Source organism: Paraciimarium castrense LEGE 11436, assembly GCF_056633055.1.
In genome coordinates, this window is sequence record NZ_JBSJOW010000004.1 from 177,589 (window position 1) to 195,466 (window position 17,878).

Below are 17,878 nucleotides of genomic sequence, written 5' to 3' on the forward strand. Positions count from 1 at the left end.
CGTGTTGTGAACGAACGCGAAAACGACGCCATGGAGACCCTTTCCCTCAGCCGCCAATTCGCCATGGAGGCCCATGCCAGGGCGATCGATTCCTGCGACAACGTCGAGGAGCTGCGCACCGTGGCCAAGAGCCTGCTCCAGGCCTGGCAGCTGCAGGCCTCGATGAGTGAGGACCTCGTGGCCCAGCTGATGGGCCTGCAGCCCCGCCCCGCCGGCCTCTGAGCCCGGCGGCTGGTTCCCAGCCTGGCCTCAGGGCAGCGCGCTCCACAGCACGGTGGCGGCGCCCAGCACCATCACTGCGGCGGCGAGCAGGCGGCGGCGCCCTTCGGCCTCGCCCAGGGCCACCACGCCGATGCCGCTGCCGAACAGGGTGCTGAGCCGTTTGATGGCGATCACATGCACCACGGCGGTGCTCCGGATCGCCTCCATCTGCCACACCGTGCCCACGGCCCCGGCCAGGGCGGCCACCAGCAGGAACGGCAGCACCCGTCCCCAGCCGATCCGGGCTTGGCCGCTGGGCATAGCACTAGCTGGGCCGCTGGCCTGGCCGCCTGGCAGCGACAGCCCCAGCAGGCTGCCGCCGATCACCAGCTGCAGGGAGAGCACCCACAGCACGCTGCCGCCCGCCTGCACCCCCAGCTTGTCCATGGTGGCGGCCACCCCCCAGATCACCGCCACCAGCAGCATCCAGCGGCAACCGGGGCTCGCCCAGAGCTGGCCAAGCCCTGCCATGCCGCCCGCTGACGGCCCTCCCCGGCGGCTGCGGCCCAGCAGCAGGGCCCCCAGCACCAGCAGTCCCACGCCGGCCACCGCGCTCGGGGAGGGCCGCTCCCCCAGCACCCACCAGCCCGCCAGCAGCAGCACCAGGGGGGAGAGGTTGATCAGCGGCAGCACCAGGCTGAGGTCCTCCAGAGCAATCGCGCGGCCATAGCCCCAGAAGGCCAGGGCATTGAGGCTGCCGCCCACGGCCAGGGCCGCCAGGAAGGCCCAGCCATCGAGGGGCTGGCTCTGGGCCAGCAGCAGGGGCAGCCCCAGCAGCAGGGCGGCCAGGGCACTGCTCAGGCCGATCACCCGCAGGGTGCTCCAGCCGGACTGGCGCAGCACCCGGCGCAGGGCCAGATCGCGCAGGGTCTCCAGCACCGCCGTGCCCAGGGCCAGCAGCGCCCAGGGCGCGTAGGGGGTGATGGGGACACTCAGCGCCGGGGCGCCATTCTGGGGGGCGGAGCGGGGAGCCTGTGCAGGGCCTGCACCGGCTCAGGGCCCAGGTGGGCCAAGGCCTCCTCCCCTGTTGGTTTCTCCCCGGTCAGGGGGATGGCCAGCTCCAGCGGCTGGCCATCTCCGGGCCGGGGCACCAGGGCATCCGCATCGAATTGAGCGGTGGCGGCGGGCAGGCCGGTGTCGTCCGGGGCGATCAGCTCGTGGCTGCGGTTCGGCAGGCTCCACTGCTGGCCTGAGGCGTCCCGGACCTGCAGGGGCAGGCTGTGGTGGGGGTTGAGCTGGGGGGAGCGGGCACTGAGGCGCAGGCGGCCGTGCAGCCCACCGTCGGGATCCTCCAGGGAGAAGAGGGTCAGCCCCCAGCGGGCGCCATTGCGGTCGCTGAGGGTCCAGCTGTGCACGTCCACCGGGGTCTGGTCACAGGCGGCGCGGGCGGCTGGAGCGGCGGCGATGACCAGCAGCAGGCCCAGGATGAGCGGCATCGCCTGCTGGAGCAGCGCCCGCAGGGCCTGCCCGGCCAAGGGGCCCCGGCGCCGGCAGCAGTGGTTCATCGTCTTTTATGCGTTAACAGCGATAACAAGCTATCGTTTGCAGCAGGAGCTCGCCGGTTCGGCCCATAGCGGCCCTTCCCAGTCCTTCGGGGCGCTGACGGCGCTGGGCTCCTCGTCCACGCATCGCCTGGATCCCATGACGACAACCTCCCTGCCTCCCTCCCGGACCCCCCTCTGGGAATCCTTCAAGAACTGGATCACCAGCACCGACAACCGCCTCTATGTGGGTTGGTTCGGCGTGCTGATGATCCCCACCCTGCTGGTGGCCACCTGCTGCTTCGTGATCGCCTTCATCGGCTCTCCCCCCGTCGACATCGACGGCGTGCGTGAGCCCGTCTCAGGCGGCCTGCTCTACGGCAACAACATCATCACGGCGGCGGTGGTGCCGAGTTCCAACGCCATCGGTCTGCACCTCTATCCGATCTGGGCCGCCAAAAGCCTCGATGAATGGCTCTACAACGGTGGGCCCTATCAACTGATCATCTTCCACTTCCTGATCGGCATCTTCTGCTGGATGGGCCGTGAGTGGGAACTCAGCTATCGCCTCGGCATGCGCCCCTGGATCGCCGTGGCCTATTCCGCTCCCGTGGCCGCCGCCACCGCCGTGCTGCTGGTGTACTCGATCGGGCAGGGCTCCTTCTCCGACGGCATGCCTCTGGGCATCTCCGGCACCTTCAACTTCATGCTGGTGCTCCAGGCTGAGCACAACGTGCTCATGCACCCCTTCCACATGCTCGGCGTGGCCGGCGTCTTCGGCGGCGCCCTGTTCGCGGCCATGCACGGCTCGCTTGTCACCAGCTCCCTGGTGCGCGAAACCACGGAAACCGAGTCCCAGAACAGGGGTTACAAGTTTGGCCAGGAGGAGGAGACCTACAACATCGTGGCCGCCCACGGTTACTTCGGGCGTCTGATCTTCCAGTACGCCTCCTTCAACAACAGCCGCAGCCTGCACTTCTTCCTGGCCGCCTGGCCGGTGGTGGGCATCTGGTTCGCGGCCCTGGCGGTGGCCAGCTTCTCGTTCAACCTCAACGGCCTCAACTTCAACCACTCCGTGCTCGATGCCCAGGGCCGGGTGATCAACACCTGGGCCGATGTGCTCAACCGCGCCGGCCTCGGCATCGAGGCGATGCACGAGCGCAACGTGCACAACTTCCCCCTCGATCTGGCGGCGGTTGATCGGGCTCCTGTGGCGCTCACGGCGCCAGCTCTCGGCTGATCCTGTCGCGCCCAGATGGCGCCAGCGGGGCGCCCCAGTGGCTCCTTCCTGTTCATCGTTCCCCTGCCTGGCTCTGCCATGGACCTCCTGTTTCCCACTCTGCGGCGCATGCTGCCCCTGATGGCTCTGGCGGCCGCCTTTGCCCTGCTGGCCAGCCTGTTGCTGAGCTTCTGTCCGGCGCCCGCCCTCGCCCTGGAGGCACCAGCCAGCCCGGCCGGTCTGCCGCGGGCCGTCGAGGCGATGGAGCAACTGGATCAGCTGCGCACGCAGCTGGCCTCCAGCCTCGAGGGCAGCAGCGAGGAGCCCACCATGGACACCATGCGGGAGGTGTGCCGGCCCGTGGGTGTGCGGGCCATGGCGATCAGCAAGGAGAACGGCTGGACCGTGCGCCAGGTGGCCAGCAAGTACCGCAACCCCGACCATGCCCCCGCCAACAGCCACGAGAGCCAGCTGATCGATCTGCTGGCCAGGTACCCCGAGATCACCGGCCTGTGGGAGCCGGCCACCGCCGGCCAGACCGCTGGTGTGAACTATTACCGCCGCATCGATGTGCAACCCAGCTGTCTGGCCTGTCATGGAACCAAGGACAGCCGCCCCGGATTCGTGAGCGAGAGGTACCCCGCCGACAAGGCGTTCAACTTCAAGCCCGGCGATCTGCGCGGCATGTATGCCGTGTTCATTCCCGAGGTGCAGGAGGTGCTCAGGGCCTCTGAGGGAGGCTGACCATGCATTGCCAGGTGCTGATCGCGGGAGGCGGAACGGGGGGGATCACGCTGGCCAGCTGGTTGCGCCGCCTGGCCCCCGAGCTCGATGTCACCGTGGTGGAGCCCTCCTCCTCTCACGACTACCAGTCGGGTTGGGTGCTGGTGGCCGGCGGTTTCGTGCCGATGGCTGAAACCGAGCGCAGCGAGGCCTCGGTGATGCCCGAGGGGGTGCGCTGGATCTGCAGCAAGGTGGTGGCCTTCGATCCCGAGCAGCACGCTGTCGAGCTGATCGATGGCCAGCGGATCACCTATGGGGTGCTCGTGGTGGCCCTGGGCCTCGATCTGCTCTGGAGCGCCGTGGACGGCTTGCCGGCGGCCCTGGGTCGCCACGGGGTCTGCAGCATCTACAGCCGCCGCTTTGCGATGTACACCCGCGACTGTCTGCGGCGCTTCCAGGGCGGCACGGCCCTGTTCACCCAGCCCGCCACGGCGATCAAATGCGGGGGGGCACCCCAGAAGATCATGCACATCGCCGATCAGCAGTTCAAGCGCCGCAGTGGCGTGGGCGTGAAGTCCCGGCTGATCTTCTGCACCGCCAAGAGCAACCTCTTCCCCGTGCCTGCCTTCAGCGAGGCGATGGGGGCGATCGCCGCCGCCCATGGCAGCGAGGTGCGCTTCCGCCACGACCTGGTGGCCGTGAACGGCCCCGAGCGCCGGGCCGTGTTCCGGGTCCGGGAGCAGGAAGGCGGCCAGAGCCACGAGCTCGAGCTCGGCTTCGATCTGCTGCACGTGGTGCCGCCGATGGCCGCTCCACGGGTGGTGGCCGAGAGTCCGCTGGCCGTCAATCCCACGGAGGGCTGGGTTGAGGTGGACCCGCACAGCGGCCAGCATCTCCGCTATCCGGATGTGTTCGCCATCGGCGACGTGGGTTCCTTTCCCACCTCCAAGACTGCGGCCGCGGTACGGCTGCAGGCGCCGGTGGTGGCGGCCAATGTGCAGGCGGTGCTGCAGGGGCGAAGCGTGCAGGGGGGCTACGACGGCTACAGCGCCTGCCCGCTGATCACCACGGATCACAGCGTGATGATGGTGGAGTTCGACTACTCCAAGAAGCCCGTGAGCAGCTTTCTGGTGGATCCGGTGAAGGAGCGCTGGTTCGCCTGGCTGCTGGAGCGCTGGGGCTTTCCCTGGATCTACTGGAATCGGATGCTCAAGGCCCAGCCCCACGAGGGTGCCTACCTGAAGCCGTTCACGGGGTTGGCCCGGCGGCTGGGCCTGATGCGCTGGCAGCGCTGAATCCGGCGAATCAGAGGATCTGCTCGAGGAAGCGGCGGCTGCGTTCGTGGCTCGGGTTCGAGAAGAACCGCTCCGGCGGTGCTTCCTCCACCACCTCGCCCCCATCCATCAGCACCACGCGGTGGGCCACCTGCTGGGCAAAGCGCACCTCGTGGGTCACCACCACCATGGTCATGCCCTCGGCGGCCAGGTCCTGCATCACCTCCAGCACCTCGCGCACCATTTCGGGGTCGAGGGCGCTGGTGGGCTCATCGAAGAGCATCAGCTGGGGGTCCATGCACAGCGAGCGGGCGATGGCCACCCGCTGCTGCTGGCCGCCGGAGAGCTGGCCGGGGTATTTGTCCGCCTGCTCGGCGATTCCCACCCGCTCCAGCAGCTGAACAGCCCGCCGCTGCGCCTCGGAGCGGCTGCGGCGGCGCACCAGCACCGGCGCCAGGGTGAGGTTCTGCAGCACCGTGAGGTGGGGGAAGAGGTTGAACTGCTGAAACACCATGCCCACCTCGCGGCGGATGGCGTCGATGTCGCGCAGGTCGGCGGAGAGGGGCCGGCCATCGATGTGGATGCTGCCCTGCTGAAAGTCCTCCAGGGCGTTGAAGGTGCGGATGAAGGTGCTCTTGCCGGAGCCGGAAGGGCCCATGATCACCACCACCTCGCCGCGCTCCACCGTGAGGCTGGCCCCCCTGAGCGCCTGAAAGCCGTTGGGGTACCACTTGTGCACGGCCTCGGCCCGCAGGATCGGGGCCCGGCCGCGGCTCTGGGGACTGGTGGGGGCGCTGGAGTCCATGGGGATCAGAAAGGGCGGGGTTGGAGCGGTGTCTCAGCCACTGGAGCTGTGGCGTGGATCGAGGCGGTGTTCCAGGGCCCGGCTGCCCAGGCCCAGGGCGGTGCAGCAGCCCCAGAACAGCACTGCCAGGGTGAGGTACACCTCGCCGTAGTGGCCCAGGAAGGCGGGGTTGGCCATCACGGCGCGGGCGGTGCCGAGCAGCTCCAGCAGGCCGATCAGCGACAGCAGGGTGGTGTCCTGCAGCAGCGAGATGAACTGGCTCACCATCACCGGCAGGGCCACCCGCAGGGCCTGGGGCAGCACCACGTGCTGCAGGGCCTGCAGCGGCCCGAGGCCGAGGGAACGCGCCGCCTCCAGCTGGCCGGCGGGCACGGCGCTGAGGCCGGCCCGCACCGCCTCGGCCAGGTAGGCCGCCGCGAAGAAGGTGAGCACCCAGGCGGCCCGCCACACCCGCTCCGGGGCCAGCCCGCCCGGCAGCAGAAAGCCGAGGATGTTCTGGCCGAGGAACAGCAGGGTGATCAGCGGCGCCCCGCGGATGAACTCGATGTAGAGCACCGAACCCCAGCGCAGCAGCGGCAGGGCGCTGCGGCGACCGAGGGCCAGCAGCACCCCCAGGGGAAAGCAGAGCAGGATGGCGAAGCTGGCCTCCAGCAGCGTCAGCAGCAGGCCTCCCCACTCGGCGCTGGACACGGGTGTCAGCCCGAAGCCGCCACTGATCAACACCATGCCCAGCAGGTAGAGCCCCGGCCAGAGCAGGGCCAGCCCCCGCAGCGCCCGCGACCCCAGCTCCGGCCCCAGCCGCTGGGCCCAGCGTCCCGTGAGCCAGCGCAGCGCCAGCAGCAGGGCGGCCAGGGCGGCCCAGCGACCGGCGATGGCGGGGCTGAGCTGCAGGGCCCAGGGCGTCCACAGGGCCAGCCCGGCGATCAGGCCACAGGCCCAGCGATCGGAGTTGGGCCAGGGGTTGCCGCGGCGGTCGGGCCGCGGCTGGCTGCGCAGCAGGCCCCAGCTCAGGCCACTGGCGGCGCAGAGCAGGGCGAGCAGCAGCCACAGGCGCCACTGCTGTGGCTGCGGATAGCGCCCCACGGCGAACAGGGTGCTGTTGAGCTGAATCACCGCCCAGTTGGCGGAGCCCAGGGCCCAGCGCAGCAGGGCGAACAGGGCGCTGCCGATCAGGGCGATCAGGGCAAGGCTGAGCACGGTGTCGCCGCGGCTGGCGAACAGCTCCCGCTTCAGGGCAGCCAGCAGGCCCGGCCGGCCGGAGCCGTTGGGGGTGGCGGAGGGCACCATCTCAGCGCTCCCTGATCTGCACGAGCTGGTTGAGGCCGTTCATCAGGGCGGAGATCAGCAGATCGAGCACCAGGTAGGAGGCCAGCAGCAGGATCACCACCTCCACGGCGCGGCCCGTCTGGTTGAGGGTGGTCTCGGCCACGGCGTAGAGGTCGGGAAAGCCCACGGCCACCGCCAGGGAGGAGTTCTTGGCCAGGGAGATGTACTGGGTGTTGAGGCCGGGCACGATCACCCGCAGGGCCTGGGGCAGCACCACATGGCGCAGGGTGGAGAACCAGCCCAGGCCGAGGGAGGCCGCCGCTTCCCACTGCCCCTGGGTCACCGCGGCGATGCCGCCCCGCACCACCTCGGCGATGTAGGCGCCGGAATACACCACCAGGCCGCAGAGCAGGGCGCCGAACTCCACGCTCAGCCGCAGCGGCGCCTGCCAGACGCCGTTCACCAGGCTGGGCCCGACCCAGCTCCAGCCGTTGCCGAAGCCGGCCAGGTAGAGCCCGGACTTGGCCAGGGTGAGCCCAGGCAGCTGGATGGCGGCGGCGCCGTTGGGCAGGGAGAGGAACACCACGAAATACCAGAACACCAGCTGCACCAGCAGCGGGATGTTGCGCACCAGCTCCACGTAGGCCCGCACCAGCCGGCGCAGCAGGCCGTTGCTGCTGAAGTTGGCCATGCCCGCCGCCGTGCCCAGCAGGGTGGCCCCCACCAGGGCCGAAAGCACGGCCCGCAGGGTGTTGGCGAGCCCCGCCAGCAGCGCCCGCCAGTAGGGCATGGTGGCGTCGAAGGGGATGGTGGTTTCGCCGATCGGGAAGCCGGCGGGCTGGCCCAGCCAGCGCCAGGTGAGCAGCAGGCCGGCGGCGGTGAGGTTGCGGATCAGGTTGCCCAGCAGGAACACCGCCACCAGCAGCACCGCCAGGGCCACGGCCGCCTGCACCACCCAGGGCAACACGCGCCGGTTGCGCCACCAGGGCACGGCGGGATCCGCTGAACCGATCGCTGAGCTGGTGTTGGGAGCAACCGGTGCCCCACCTTTGGAGCGGCCGGGGCGGGGGGGCCGCGCCATCAGCGGAAGGGCTGGGCGTACAGCATGCCGCCCTCATTCCAGAGCTTGTTGAGGCCCCGTTCCAGCTTCAGGCGCGAGCTGGTGCCCACGTTGCGCTCGAAGATCTCGCCGTAGTTGCCCACGGCGGCGATCGCCTGCACGGTGAAGTCGGCGGGCAGGCCGAGCTGGCGGCCGAAGTCGCCCTCCACCCCGAAGAAGCGGCGCAGATCGGCCAGGTTGGTGTTGGCCTTGGCCTCGGCGACCTTGGCCTCGAGATTGGCCTGGGTGATGCCCCACTCCTCCGCCTGGATCAGGGCGAAGACCACCCAGCGCAGGGCATCGGCCCAGGCCGGATCGGCATTGGTGCTGGCCGGCGAGAGGGGCTCCTTGCTGAGCACATCGGGCAGCAGCTGGTGCTCATCGGGAGCCGGGAAGCTGCTGCGCTTGCCGGCCAGCTGCGAGCGGTCGCTGGTGACGGCCACGCAGCGGCCACCGAGATAGGCGGCGTAGGTCTGATCGCTGGTCTGGAACTTCAGCGGGGTGTAAGGCACATTGATCTCCCGCATCCGGTCGGCCAGGTTGAGCTCCGTGGTGGTGCCGCTCTCCACGCAGATCGGTTGGCCGGCCAGATCCCGCAGACCGCTGATGCGCCGGCTCACCGGCGCCATCACGCCCTGGCCGTCATAGAAAGTGGTGGGCGCGAAGCTGAGGCCGTTGCCGCCGGCGGCGTCGCGGCTGAGGGTGGCCGTGGTGTTGCGGGCGAGCATGTCCACCTCGCCGCTGGCCAGGGCGGCGAAGCGCTCGCTGGAGTTGAGGTTGCGGTATTCCACCTTGCCGGGATCGCCGAGCACGGCGGCGGCCACGGCCTTGCAGGTGTCCACATCGAGGCCGGAGTAGGTGCCGTCGGCCTCCACAAAGCTGAAGCCCGGCAGGGTGCCCTCCACGCCGCAGACGAGCTTGTCGCGGCCGGTGATGGCGGAGAGCTTCGGGCTCTGGCTGCCGGCCCCCCCCTCGGGCGCGCAGGCCGCCAGGGGGAGCGCCGCGAGCAGCGCCATCAGGGCCAGCCCCGCGGGCTTGCGGGCTCGGGTGGGGCCGGCGGCGGGGCCAGTGCGCTCAGGGGGGCAAGCCATGGCAGCCGCAGGAGAACGGGGGGGCAGGGCTCGGGGCATGGGGATCAGGGCCCCGGGGGCCAGAGGTGGCGGGATCCTGTCATGCCCAGCACGCCTGTGGTGTGGCGATGCAGGCAGGCTGGCCAGGGTCCTTGGCGTCAGACGGCCTTGAGCTGCTGCAGCTGGGCCTCGAGCCGCTGCTTGAGGCGTTTCTGCACCAGGTTGCAGAGGTCGTCGACCAGATCGCTGTCGGCGTGCCATATCGTGCGCACGCCATCGCGCTCGCAGCGCACCAGGGCGGCCCGCTGCAGCTGGCCCAGCTGACGGCTGATGTGGGACTGGGAGAAGCCGGTGGCCTCGATCAGGGAGGCCACATCCATCGGCCCCTGCTTGAGCTGGCAGAGCAGCTGCAGCCGCGCCGGTTCGCTCAGGATCCGGAAGAACTGGCTGAACTCTTCAAGCAACTGGGGGGAGGGCGGTGGGCCCGGGCAAGCCATCGACGCGAATGGAGACGTTTTGTCAATTATGCAGTCTTCGGAAAACAGGCGACTTGCCTTGTGCCCCTCTATGCGGTTATCGTCATAACAGTTTGCAGGAGTTGCCCCGTGACTGCCGCTTTCGCCGCCCAGCCTCTGGTTCAGGACCCCGGTGCCGCGGGCCCGCCTCTCCTGGCCACGGCCCCCGCAGGCCTTCTGGCTGCCGCCGCGGGGGGCGCGCCGCTGTTGCTGCGCCAGCTGTTTGATGCCGCCACCGGCACCTACACCTATCTCCTGGCCGAGGTGGCCAGCGCTCAGGCCCTGATCCTCGATCCTGTCTTCGAGCAGCACGACCGGGACCTCGCCCTGATCCAGGAGCTCGGCCTGGAGCTGGTGGCCAGCCTCGACACCCACGCCCATGCCGACCATGTGACCGGCAGCTGGCTGCTGCACCAGGCCACGGGCTGTGCCATTGCCCTGGCGGCCAGCGCCGGCGCCGAGAACGTGACCCGGCCCCTGGGCCATGGCGACACGGTGGCCTTCGGCGGCCGCCATCTGCAGGTGCGCGCCACCCCCGGCCACACCGCCGGTTGCCTCACCTATGTGCTCGACGACCACAGCGCCGCCTTCAGCGGCGACGCCCTGCTGGTGCGGGGCTGCGGCCGCTGTGATTTCCAGCAGGGCAACGCCCACACCCTGTGGGCCTCGATCACCGAGCAGATCCTCACCCTGCCGGAGGCCTGCCTGCTCTATCCCGGCCACGACTACACCGGCCGTTCGGTCACCTCGGTGGCGGAGGAGCGCGCCTTCAACGCCCGCCTCGGCGGCAGTGCCAGTGAGCGCGATTTCGTGGGCCACATGCAGAACCTGCGCCTGCCCCATCCGCACCGCATTGCCGAGGCCCTGCCCGGCAACCTGCGCTCCGGCCGTCCCCTGCACCCCGAACCTGCGGCCAGCTGGGCCCCGCTCAGCCGCAGCTATGCCGGCCTGCCCGAACTCACCCCCGCCTGGGTGGCGGCCCATGCCGCCGCTCTGACCCTGCTGGATGTGCGCTCCGCCGAGGAGTTCGAGGGGCCCGATGGCCGCATCGCCGGCAGCCTGTTGCTGCCCCTGCCCGAGCTGGAGGCCCGCAGCGCCGGGCTGCCTTCCGACCGGCCCCTGGTGGTGGTGTGCCATTCCGGCAGCCGCTCGGCCCTGGCCACCCAGCACCTGCTGCGCAGCGGCCACCAGCAGGTGGCCAACCTGCGCGGCGGCCTGCAGCGCTGGGGGGATGAGGGCTATCCGCTGGAGCGCAGCAACCCCTGAGGCCCCGTCTCACGCCCAACAGGGCATCTCAACACCCTTTGCACCCACGACAGCCATGACCCTCACCCCTGCCGCAGCTCCATCCACACGCCTCTCCCCAGGACGGGTCTCCGCCCCTGAACTGGCCGATCAGCTCGCCCGGGGGGCCGTCACCGTGGTGGATGTGCGCGAGCCGGTGGAGCTGCTGGGCGGCCACATCGCCGGCAGCCGCAATGTGCCCCTGGCCCGCCTCGCTCGCGAGCCGCTGCCCGAGGGCCCCCTGGTGCTGGTGTGCCACAGCGGCCACCGCAGCACCGCCGCCCGGGAGCAGCTGCTGCGCCTCAACCCCTCCCGGGCCGTGAGCGATCTGGAGGGCGGCATCGAGGCCTGGCAGCAGGCCGGCCTGCCGCTGCTGTCCCGGGCCGGGGCCCCGCTGCCCCTGATGCGGCAGGTGCAGATCGCCGCCGGAGCCCTGGTGCTGCTCGGAGTGATCCTGAGCCAGGCCGTCGCCCCGGCCTGGATGGCTCTGAGCGCTTTCGTGGGAGCCGGGCTGGTGTTCGCCGGCCTCAGTGGCTTCTGCGGCATGGCGCGGCTGCTGGCGCTGATGCCCTGGAACCGGGTGAGCCCGTGACGGCCGCGGCCGTTGAGCTGCTCACGGCCCCCACGCCGCTGCTGCTGGCCGGCGGAGCCCTGATCGGCCTGCTGCTGGCCGTGCTGGGGGCGGGGGGCTCGATCCTGCTGCTGCCCCTGCTGGTGAGCGGCGCGGCCCTGGCCACGCGCGAGGCGGTGCCGCTGTCGCTGCTGGTGGTGGCGCTGCTGGCCCTGGCCAACCTGGGGCCCTACCTGCGCCGCGGCCAGCTGGCGCCTCGGCCAGCCCTGATCCTGGGCCTGCCCGCCCTGGCGGGCAGCTGGGTCGGCGGCAGCCTGGTGAAGGCGGGCCTGATTCCAGAAGTGCTGCAGCTGGGGCTGTTCAGCGTTGCCGCCGTGACGGCCTCCTGGCTGCTGCTGCGCCGGGATGGCCGGCCCGCCGGCCGCTACGGAGGCCTCAGCCGTGCTGCCACGGTGGCTCTGGCCGCCCAGGGTCTGGGGGTGGGCCTGCTTACCGGCATGGCCGGGGTGGGCGGTGGCTTTGCGATCGTGCCGGCCCTGGTGCTGCTCGCCGGACTGCCGATGGCCGTGGCCAGTGGCACCAGCCTGGTGCTGATCGCCGCCAATGCGGCCGTGGCCCTGGTGGCCCTGGGTCACTGGCCCCAGACGACGCTGCCGCTGTTGGTGCCGTTGCTGCTGGGCGGAGCCGCCGGCGGCCTGCTGGGCCAGTGGCTGGCGCCCCACCTGCCGGAGCTGCGGCTGCGCCAGGGCTTTGCGCTGCTGTTGATCGGCTCCGCCCTGCTCACCGGTGCGGAGGCCTGGCAGCGGCAGCAGGCCTCGCCGCTGGCGACTGAGCGGGCTCAGTAGCCCGAGGAGCCAGGCGGCGGCGCGCTGGCCGGCGACTGCTGCAGGAAGGCCCGCAGCGGGATCGGCTTGGCCTGGTTGTAGCCCACGGGCAGCCACAGGTCGCCGGCGGCGGTGGCGAAGTGGATCTCCCAGTGGTAGAGGCCCAGGTAGGCCCGCGGGTCCTCCTCGATCAGGGAGGCGTAGAGCAGCACGGCGCGGCCGTAGTTGTCGCTGTTGTTGTAGCCCCATAGGCCCTTGCGGATGTCCTGGAGGCCGCCGCGGCGCACCAGGTAGCGGCCGGCGGCCTGGATGGCGTCGTGGGGATCGCGGATGTTCCCCTTGCCCACCCCCGCCTGGGCCCAGGTGGTGGGCAGGAACTGCATCGGCCCCTGGGCATTGGCCACCGACACGCCATCGATGCGGCCCATGCCGGTTTCCACCAGGTTCACCGCCGCCAGCACCTCCCAGGCGATGCCGGTGGCGGCCTCCGCCTGCTGATAGAAGCCGATCAGGGTGTCGGCGGGGGGTGGCTGGATGATGCGCCAGGCCGGCAGGGTGGTGGCTTTGGGCCCGCTGCGGTGCATGGCCAGGAAGGCCTGCCGGGCCTCCAGGTGGCGGTCGTAGACGCTCTGCCAGCGGGGATCGAGGCCAGCACGCACCTGGGCCGCCAGGGCTTCCTGGTGGGAGAGCACCCGGTAGATCACCTGTTGCTGGTGGCCCAGCGCGGGCAGCTCCTGGGCCGGGGTCTCAGGGGCGCGCAGGGCGGTCTCCACCGCGCTCAGCAGGGCGGCGATGGCCGCAGGCTCCGCCGGCACAAGGGGGTAATGACGGCCGTCGGCGCTGCGGCTCAGCTCTGCTGCGCTCGGCAGCGCCACGCTGGGCTTCACCACACTGGGGGGAGGCGTCAAGGGCGCGGGAGGCTGCTCTGCACCGGGCACCTGCAGCGCGCCGCCGTTGAGGGAAGAGGCCAGATAGGGGCGCCACCACAGCCCCACGCCCACGGCCAGCAGGCCCACCCCCAGCAGGGAGAGCTGCAGTCGGTGGCGGGGAGTCAGGGGCATCGGCACTCTCGAATGGCAGCCAGGCCTGCTGAGGCTATGGCGTGACAGCGGGGCTAGGGGTCGCAGCCTCGGGCCCCCAGGGCTGGCCCAGGTAGGTCTGGCGCGGGGTGCCCAGACGGATCCCGGCCTGGTGGAGGTTGCGCAGCAGGCGCAGGCGGAATTCCCGGCTCACGGCCCAGTGCTGGCCAGGCGCCGTGTCGATCCAGGTGGTGACGGTGAGGCCCGCATGGCCGATGGCATCGATGCCCAGCACCGCAGGTGGCGCCACAATCACACCGCCCCAGTCGGGGTCCTGCTGCAACTGCTCGCCGGTCCGGTTGGTGACCGCCAGGGCCAGATCCGGGTCGCTGTCCACGTCCACCTCCACACTCACGTTGACCCGCGACCAGTTGCGGGTGAGGTTCTTCACCTGGCTGATGGTGCTGTTCGGCAGGGTGATGAATTCACCGCCGGCACTGCGCAGCTGGGTGACGCGCAGATTCAGACGCTCCACGGCGCCGCTGAGGCCGCCCACGTCGATCACATCACCGATGGCGAACTGGTCTTCGGCCAGGATCAGAAAGCCATTCACCAGATCCCGCACCAGGTTCTGCGCCCCGAAGCTGATCGCCAGGCCGAGCAGTCCACTGATGGCCAGGATCGAGCTGCTGGGAACCCCCAGCACCCCCAGCCCCGACAGCACCCCGGCCACCGAGATCACCACCACCAGCAAGCCCCGGCCCGCATCGAGGATGGTGGAGAAGCGCCGCCGCAGGCGCTTGCTTTGGTCGCTGCCGCCCCCACGGGCGGCGTGCCGGTCGAGCCAGCGGGCTTCGAAGCGATCCAGCAGGCGGATCGAGAAGCGGATCGCCAGGGTGGCGCAGAACCACACCGTGAGCAGCTTCAGGGGGATGTCCACGAGGCCCTTCGTGAACGTGGCGAGGCCCGGCAGCTGTCGCAGCAGCATGTAGGTGCCCCCGTAGAGGAGCACCAGCAGCATCCAGAACAACAGCCACTGCCATAGCCCCCAGAGGCCGAGCCGGCGTCTGAGCCGAACGGTCTTGAGCGTGGCCTCATTGAGGTTGCCGGGCCGACCTTCCGTCCCCTCCTGAGGTGGCGCGGCGTCGTCCTCGTGCAGGGCCTCAAGGCTGGCCTCCAGGCGGCCTTGAAGCACCCGCTCCCGTAGGCGGATGCGGTGCTTGAGCAGCTGGATCAGGGCGGTGCCGACGCCCATCACCAGGAGGATCTGAAGGAATCTCAGCAGGCTGCGGGTCAGGTTTTCAGGCCTGAGCCGGTAGCTGAAGTCGAGAATTTCCTGCTCCAGCCGTTGGCGCCAGGTTTCGGCCAGCTCCTCCACCGGCACGCCGTAGTAGTTCGCATCGGCGTTGGTCACCGAGGCGAGCACGAGCGGGCGGGGGTGCTTGGCGTCCCGCACCGTGATCACGCTCACGTTGTTGAGGGTGGCCTTCTCCACCCGCAGGCTGTCGCCATCCATCTGGCGCTCCACGGCAGCCAGGTCCACCCGCGCCTGGATCTCCCGGGCGCGTTTCTCCACGGGGTGTTGCCCTTCGGTCACCTCGTTGCGGTCCAGAACCGTGGGAGAGGCGATCTTGAACATCACCTCGCCGTCAATGGGGGAGGTGACTTCCGTGACCTCAATATCACCGAAGCGGTTCACACCATCGGGAATGGTGCGGCCATTGCCGCCGGTGAGGGTGTCGCCCAGATTGATCTGGGCCAGGGCCGGCGCCAGGGCCAGCACAGCCAGCAGCAGCCCCAGGGCCACTGGCAGCAGCCTTCGCAGCTGGTGCCCGGCCTGGCGCCCACGCTGACGCAGAGGCACCTGGCTTGGTGCGCTGGAACTCAGCATCGCCGTGGGCCTTCTGGGCCGATGGTGACACATGGGCCCGGCTGCCTGACTGGTGCATGGTGGAGCCTGCGACTCTCTCCGCCATGGCCGATGCCCCCTACCTGGTCGCCCTGGCGCTCTGCACCGTTGCGGGGGAGCGCGCCCTGCCCCTGACCGGCCTCTCGCTGCCGCAGCAGCCAGCCTCAGCGGGACCGGGCCCCGTTGGCGAGCAGCTCGCCCTGGAGCTGTTGCTGCAGCTGTGGCAGCGCAGCGGGGCTGGCTCCCTGCAACGGGCCGAGGACCCCAGCCTGCTGCTGGTGGAACTGCCTCTGGAGCTGATGAGCGAGCGGCTGCCGCTGCTCAAGCGCGATTGGCTGGCCGGTGGCTCCACGGCCGCGTTGCTGTCGGGCCTGGCCAGCCTGAGCCTGCGGGGCTGGACGGTCTCGATCGCCAGGCGCGAGCCGCTTCGCTTCTCGCCCTGGCCTGCCACGCCCTGAGCCGCCAGGCTGGAGCGGTGCTTGCCCGAGGGCCATGGCCATCCGCCCCGTTCTGCGCCTCGGTGACCCACGCCTGCGTCAACAGGCAGCTGCGGTGCCCCCCGGGGCGTTCGGCAGCCCCGGGCTGGAGGCCCTGGTCACGGATCTGCGCGACACCATGGCCGCCCGCGACGGGGCCGGCCTGGCGGCGCCGCAGATCGGTGTGGCCCTGCGGGTGGTGATCTTCGGGATCACCCACAACCGCCGCTATCCCGAGGCACCGCCGATCCCTGAAACAGTGTTGATCAACCCGCAGATCACCCCCCTGGGCGAGGAGCGCGGCAGCGGCTGGGAGGGGTGCCTGAGTGTGCCTGGCCTGCGCGGGGCTGTGCCGCGTTGGAGCCGGATTCGCTATGCAGGCTTCGACCTGGCGGGAGCTGCTGTGGTGAGGGAGGTGGAGGGCTTCCATGCCCGCGTCGTGCAGCACGAGTGCGATCACCTCGATGGCGTGCTGTTCCCCGATCGCGTCGAGCCCCGCAGCGCCCTGGGTTTCACGGAGGAGCTGGTGGGGGCGGGGGTGGTGCCGCAGGCCCGTTAGGTCGTGAGGTCAGGCCGCCTGGGGGCCAGTGCCGGCGCCCTCAAAAAAGCGCCGCAGGTTCACACCGGCGTCGAAGGCGCTGCCGTTGAGCTCCGCCTGCTGCTCGGGGCTGAGGCCATCCCAGAAGGCATGGAACAGGTCGAGCGAGGCCTTGCCCATGCCCACGGCGCCCAGCAGCGTCAGCGGCAGGCTCAGCCAGGGGAACACGAGCAGCACCACCCCGAGGGCTGCGCTCACCACGGCGCCCTGTTTGCTCGATTCCCACACGGTGGCGGCGATGCTCTGGAGCTGGCTGGCGCGATCGATCTCCCCGCGGCGGCGCATCGCCTCGGTGCGCAGCGCGGCCAGCAGGGCCTGGTAGATGGCGTACACCGCCACCCCACCCACGGCGGATTCACTGACGAACTCGGCGCCGCTGAGGGGGCTGCCGCTGCCGTTGAGATCGATCGAGGCAAGCCCCGCCAGTGGCGCCACTTCCCAGCCGGCGCGGGGGATACGGAAGGGATCGCGGTCGCGGCCCATGGCAGAGATGGATCTGAACTCCCATTCTGGCTCAAATAGCTTCCGTGGTGCCAAGTCTGCGGCTGGGTGGCACCAGCTCCTGGCTGGGGAGGTGGGCTCACATCAGAACAGATTCAAATCTCTTCAACAAGAATGTTCCTAGCCTGTTGGAATTGAGGATCGCCATGCTTTCCAGGTAGTCTTGAGATCCATGGGAGGTCAGAATAGGCTTGATCACGTCTACTTCCAAAGCCCTGCATTCATCATAGCCAAGGTCAGGAAGGACGGACCTGAAGACTTCATCGGCAAACTTGACCGCTTCGACCTCCTTCTCGAGAAAACAAAATGTTTTTAATGCCCACCACCTGACGCGCATGTTGAAGATCGTCTGCATGGTTGCCGATATTGGCGAGTCCGTGACCTTGGAAATCATTCGAGTGGGATGTAAATCATAGATCACCTCACTGTTGTCCAACATGCCAACTGCAAAAAAGGTTGATATCAAGTGATTGAGCTGAATGTCAGCCAGCAGTTGGGTGCTTCGTTTTAGCAGGTGCAGCCTGAGCTCATCCGGACAAGCTTTGCTGTTCGCCCGGACTATTTTTTTGTCCCAATAGAGTGCTGCAAAAAAACTCAGCTCATTGTCAGCAGAACCACGAACCGTTCCCCAACCTGCGCAAGGAACAACGGTATATCCAAGTTCCGATAACTTAGAACTAGCAAGATATTCCACTGCGGCCTGTTGATAGCTCATGCCACCTTTGAAGGCTGTGTCATGACCAATGGCAATATCCTCCATTCTTCTACCTTCATAGTCAAACCGAAATGCCCTGGGACCCGTACGGTGTCGCTCTTCAAAGTGAATACGGTAATCCGGAGGGAATCCAGCACCCTTGATCTTGAGATCAACTTGATCGGATAATTTCAGGAAGACAGACCGGGTTCCTGAGGGGGTGAAGTCAGTCACCTTTCCAGAGAACCAATCGACAATCATATCCCGCTCTTTCTGGCTTCCCTGATAG

20 protein-coding genes are annotated in these 17,878 nt (G+C 69.3%); 9 read left to right on the plus strand and 11 right to left on the minus strand.

Features of this window, described 5'->3' with window-relative positions:
* Positions 1 to 6: 6 nt before the first annotated feature.
* Positions 7 to 222 (plus strand): hypothetical protein, encoded by a 216-nt coding sequence (locus ACWJIO_RS08145; RefSeq protein ID WP_480312689.1) that lies wholly within the window; start codon positions 7 to 9, stop codon positions 220 to 222.
* Between the two features lie 27 nt (positions 223 to 249).
* On the opposite strand, the gene ACWJIO_RS08150 is transcribed toward ACWJIO_RS08145, so the two are convergent.
* Together ACWJIO_RS08150 and ACWJIO_RS08155 are read right to left on the minus strand one after the other, a co-directional pair.
* Positions 250 to 1,197 carry an EamA family transporter gene (locus ACWJIO_RS08150; protein ID WP_480312808.1) on the minus strand — a complete coding sequence of 316 codons (948 nt, stop codon included), beginning with the start codon at positions 1,195 to 1,197 and terminating at the stop codon, positions 250 to 252.
* The gene (locus tag ACWJIO_RS08155; RefSeq protein WP_480312690.1) at positions 1,194 to 1,736 is read right to left on the minus strand and encodes a DUF3122 domain-containing protein; all 543 of its coding nucleotides are present in this window, start codon (positions 1,734 to 1,736) and stop codon (positions 1,194 to 1,196) included. Before ACWJIO_RS08155 ends, ACWJIO_RS08150 begins: the two co-directional genes overlap by 4 nt.
* Before the next feature lie 166 nt (positions 1,737 to 1,902).
* Between ACWJIO_RS08155 and psbA the strand changes: the two genes are divergently transcribed.
* The 3 genes from psbA (at position 1,903) to ACWJIO_RS08170 (ending at position 4,979) form a co-directional block, all read left to right on the plus strand.
* Positions 1,903 to 2,982 (plus strand): photosystem II q(b) protein, encoded by a 1,080-nt coding sequence (psbA, locus tag ACWJIO_RS08160; RefSeq protein ID WP_480312691.1) that lies wholly within the window; start codon positions 1,903 to 1,905, stop codon positions 2,980 to 2,982.
* A 78-nt stretch (positions 2,983 to 3,060) separates the two neighbouring features.
* Positions 3,061 to 3,705 carry a Tll0287-like domain-containing protein gene (locus ACWJIO_RS08165; RefSeq protein WP_480312692.1) on the plus strand — a complete coding sequence of 215 codons (645 nt, stop codon included), beginning with the start codon at positions 3,061 to 3,063 and terminating at the stop codon, positions 3,703 to 3,705.
* Positions 3,706 to 3,707: 2 nt separating this feature from the next.
* Positions 3,708 to 4,979 carry an NAD(P)/FAD-dependent oxidoreductase gene (locus ACWJIO_RS08170; protein WP_480312694.1) on the plus strand — a complete coding sequence of 424 codons (1,272 nt, stop codon included), beginning with the start codon at positions 3,708 to 3,710 and terminating at the stop codon, positions 4,977 to 4,979.
* 10 nt (positions 4,980 to 4,989) lie between these two features.
* Here the strand turns inward: ACWJIO_RS08170 and ACWJIO_RS08175 are convergent, their stop codons facing one another.
* From ACWJIO_RS08175 to ACWJIO_RS08195, 5 genes are all read right to left on the minus strand, one after another.
* A complete protein-coding gene (locus ACWJIO_RS08175; RefSeq protein WP_480312696.1) occupies positions 4,990 to 5,763 on the minus strand; it encodes an amino acid ABC transporter ATP-binding protein in 774 nt (257 codons plus the stop codon).
* A gap of 33 nt (positions 5,764 to 5,796) precedes the next feature.
* Positions 5,797 to 7,050 (minus strand): amino acid ABC transporter permease, encoded by a 1,254-nt coding sequence (locus ACWJIO_RS08180; protein ID WP_480312698.1) that lies wholly within the window; start codon positions 7,048 to 7,050, stop codon positions 5,797 to 5,799.
* A 1-nt stretch (position 7,051) separates the two neighbouring features.
* The gene (locus tag ACWJIO_RS08185; protein ID WP_480312700.1) at positions 7,052 to 8,110 is read right to left on the minus strand and encodes an ABC transporter permease subunit; all 1,059 of its coding nucleotides are present in this window, start codon (positions 8,108 to 8,110) and stop codon (positions 7,052 to 7,054) included.
* Entirely contained in the window at positions 8,110 to 9,144 is a 1,035-nt protein-coding gene (locus ACWJIO_RS08190; RefSeq protein WP_480312809.1) for an amino acid ABC transporter substrate-binding protein, read from the minus strand. Before ACWJIO_RS08190 ends, ACWJIO_RS08185 begins: the two co-directional genes overlap by 1 nt.
* A gap of 212 nt (positions 9,145 to 9,356) precedes the next feature.
* Positions 9,357 to 9,695 carry an ArsR/SmtB family transcription factor gene (locus tag ACWJIO_RS08195; protein ID WP_480312701.1) on the minus strand — a complete coding sequence of 113 codons (339 nt, stop codon included), beginning with the start codon at positions 9,693 to 9,695 and terminating at the stop codon, positions 9,357 to 9,359.
* Between the two features lie 171 nt (positions 9,696 to 9,866).
* Here ACWJIO_RS08195 and ACWJIO_RS08200 point away from each other — a divergent pair, with 171 nt between their 5' ends.
* Genes ACWJIO_RS08200 through ACWJIO_RS08210 form a run of 3 tightly spaced genes read left to right on the plus strand, consistent with a single transcriptional unit; the run spans position 9,867 to position 12,413 of the window.
* Positions 9,867 to 10,979 (plus strand): rhodanese-like domain-containing protein, encoded by a 1,113-nt coding sequence (locus ACWJIO_RS08200; protein WP_480312811.1) that lies wholly within the window; start codon positions 9,867 to 9,869, stop codon positions 10,977 to 10,979.
* A gap of 55 nt (positions 10,980 to 11,034) precedes the next feature.
* Positions 11,035 to 11,589 carry a rhodanese-like domain-containing protein gene (locus tag ACWJIO_RS08205; RefSeq protein ID WP_480312702.1) on the plus strand — a complete coding sequence of 185 codons (555 nt, stop codon included), beginning with the start codon at positions 11,035 to 11,037 and terminating at the stop codon, positions 11,587 to 11,589.
* Positions 11,586 to 12,413 (plus strand): sulfite exporter TauE/SafE family protein, encoded by an 828-nt coding sequence (locus tag ACWJIO_RS08210; protein WP_480312704.1) that lies wholly within the window; start codon positions 11,586 to 11,588, stop codon positions 12,411 to 12,413. The genes ACWJIO_RS08205 and ACWJIO_RS08210 overlap by 4 nt, the downstream gene beginning before the upstream one ends.
* On the opposite strand, the gene ACWJIO_RS08215 is transcribed toward ACWJIO_RS08210, so the two are convergent.
* Both ACWJIO_RS08215 and ACWJIO_RS08220 read right to left on the minus strand, forming a co-directional pair.
* Entirely contained in the window at positions 12,407 to 13,453 is a 1,047-nt protein-coding gene (locus ACWJIO_RS08215) for a lytic transglycosylase domain-containing protein (protein WP_480312705.1), read from the minus strand. The two genes, ACWJIO_RS08210 and ACWJIO_RS08215, sit on opposite strands and share 7 nt — an antisense overlap.
* 34 nt (positions 13,454 to 13,487) lie before the next feature.
* On the minus strand, positions 13,488 to 15,275 hold the full coding sequence (locus tag ACWJIO_RS08220; protein ID WP_480312706.1) for a mechanosensitive ion channel family protein: 1,788 nt from the start codon (positions 15,273 to 15,275) through the stop codon (positions 13,488 to 13,490).
* A gap of 83 nt (positions 15,276 to 15,358) precedes the next feature.
* Here ACWJIO_RS08220 and ACWJIO_RS08225 point away from each other — a divergent pair, with 83 nt between their 5' ends.
* A complete protein-coding gene (locus ACWJIO_RS08225; protein ID WP_480312707.1) occupies positions 15,359 to 15,778 on the plus strand; it encodes a hypothetical protein in 420 nt (139 codons plus the stop codon).
* 34 nt (positions 15,779 to 15,812) lie between these two features.
* Complete coding sequence (gene def, locus ACWJIO_RS08230; protein WP_480312708.1) at positions 15,813 to 16,355, plus strand: peptide deformylase; 543 nt, start codon at positions 15,813 to 15,815, stop codon at positions 16,353 to 16,355.
* Between the two features lie 9 nt (positions 16,356 to 16,364).
* On the opposite strand, the gene ACWJIO_RS08235 is transcribed toward def, so the two are convergent.
* Entirely contained in the window at positions 16,365 to 16,877 is a 513-nt protein-coding gene (locus tag ACWJIO_RS08235) for a hypothetical protein (RefSeq protein WP_480312709.1), read from the minus strand.
* Between the two features lie 97 nt (positions 16,878 to 16,974).
* On the minus strand, positions 16,975 to 17,823 hold the full coding sequence (locus ACWJIO_RS08240) for a hypothetical protein (protein ID WP_480312710.1): 849 nt from the start codon (positions 17,821 to 17,823) through the stop codon (positions 16,975 to 16,977).
* Positions 17,824 to 17,878: the final 55 nt, after the last annotated feature.

What these genes read in the sequence shown, in the direction of transcription:
- ACWJIO_RS08180 (WP_480312698.1), bottom strand. Translation starts at nt 7,050, where the DNA reads ATGGTGCCCTCCGCCACCCCCAACGGCTCCGGCCGGCCGGGCCTGCTG.
- ACWJIO_RS08165 (WP_480312692.1), top strand. Translation starts at nt 3,061, where the DNA reads ATGGACCTCCTGTTTCCCACTCTGCGGCGCATGCTGCCCCTGATGGCT.
- ACWJIO_RS08225 (WP_480312707.1), top strand. Translation starts at nt 15,359, where the DNA reads ATGGTGGAGCCTGCGACTCTCTCCGCCATGGCCGATGCCCCCTACCTG.
- ACWJIO_RS08170 (WP_480312694.1), top strand. Translation starts at nt 3,708, where the DNA reads ATGCATTGCCAGGTGCTGATCGCGGGAGGCGGAACGGGGGGGATCACG.
- ACWJIO_RS08190 (WP_480312809.1), bottom strand. Translation starts at nt 9,144, where the DNA reads ATGGCGCTGCTCGCGGCGCTCCCCCTGGCGGCCTGCGCGCCCGAGGGG.
- psbA (WP_480312691.1), top strand. Translation starts at nt 1,903, where the DNA reads ATGACGACAACCTCCCTGCCTCCCTCCCGGACCCCCCTCTGGGAATCC.
- def (WP_480312708.1), top strand. Translation starts at nt 15,813, where the DNA reads ATGGCCATCCGCCCCGTTCTGCGCCTCGGTGACCCACGCCTGCGTCAA.
- ACWJIO_RS08195 (WP_480312701.1), bottom strand. Translation starts at nt 9,695, where the DNA reads ATGGCTTGCCCGGGCCCACCGCCCTCCCCCCAGTTGCTTGAAGAGTTC.
- ACWJIO_RS08235 (WP_480312709.1), bottom strand. Translation starts at nt 16,877, where the DNA reads ATGGGCCGCGACCGCGATCCCTTCCGTATCCCCCGCGCCGGCTGGGAA.
- ACWJIO_RS08185 (WP_480312700.1), bottom strand. Translation starts at nt 8,110, where the DNA reads ATGGCGCGGCCCCCCCGCCCCGGCCGCTCCAAAGGTGGGGCACCGGTT.
- ACWJIO_RS08175 (WP_480312696.1), bottom strand. Translation starts at nt 5,763, where the DNA reads ATGGACTCCAGCGCCCCCACCAGTCCCCAGAGCCGCGGCCGGGCCCCG.
- ACWJIO_RS08205 (WP_480312702.1), top strand. Translation starts at nt 11,035, where the DNA reads ATGACCCTCACCCCTGCCGCAGCTCCATCCACACGCCTCTCCCCAGGA.
- ACWJIO_RS08215 (WP_480312705.1), bottom strand. Translation starts at nt 13,453, where the DNA reads ATGCCCCTGACTCCCCGCCACCGACTGCAGCTCTCCCTGCTGGGGGTG.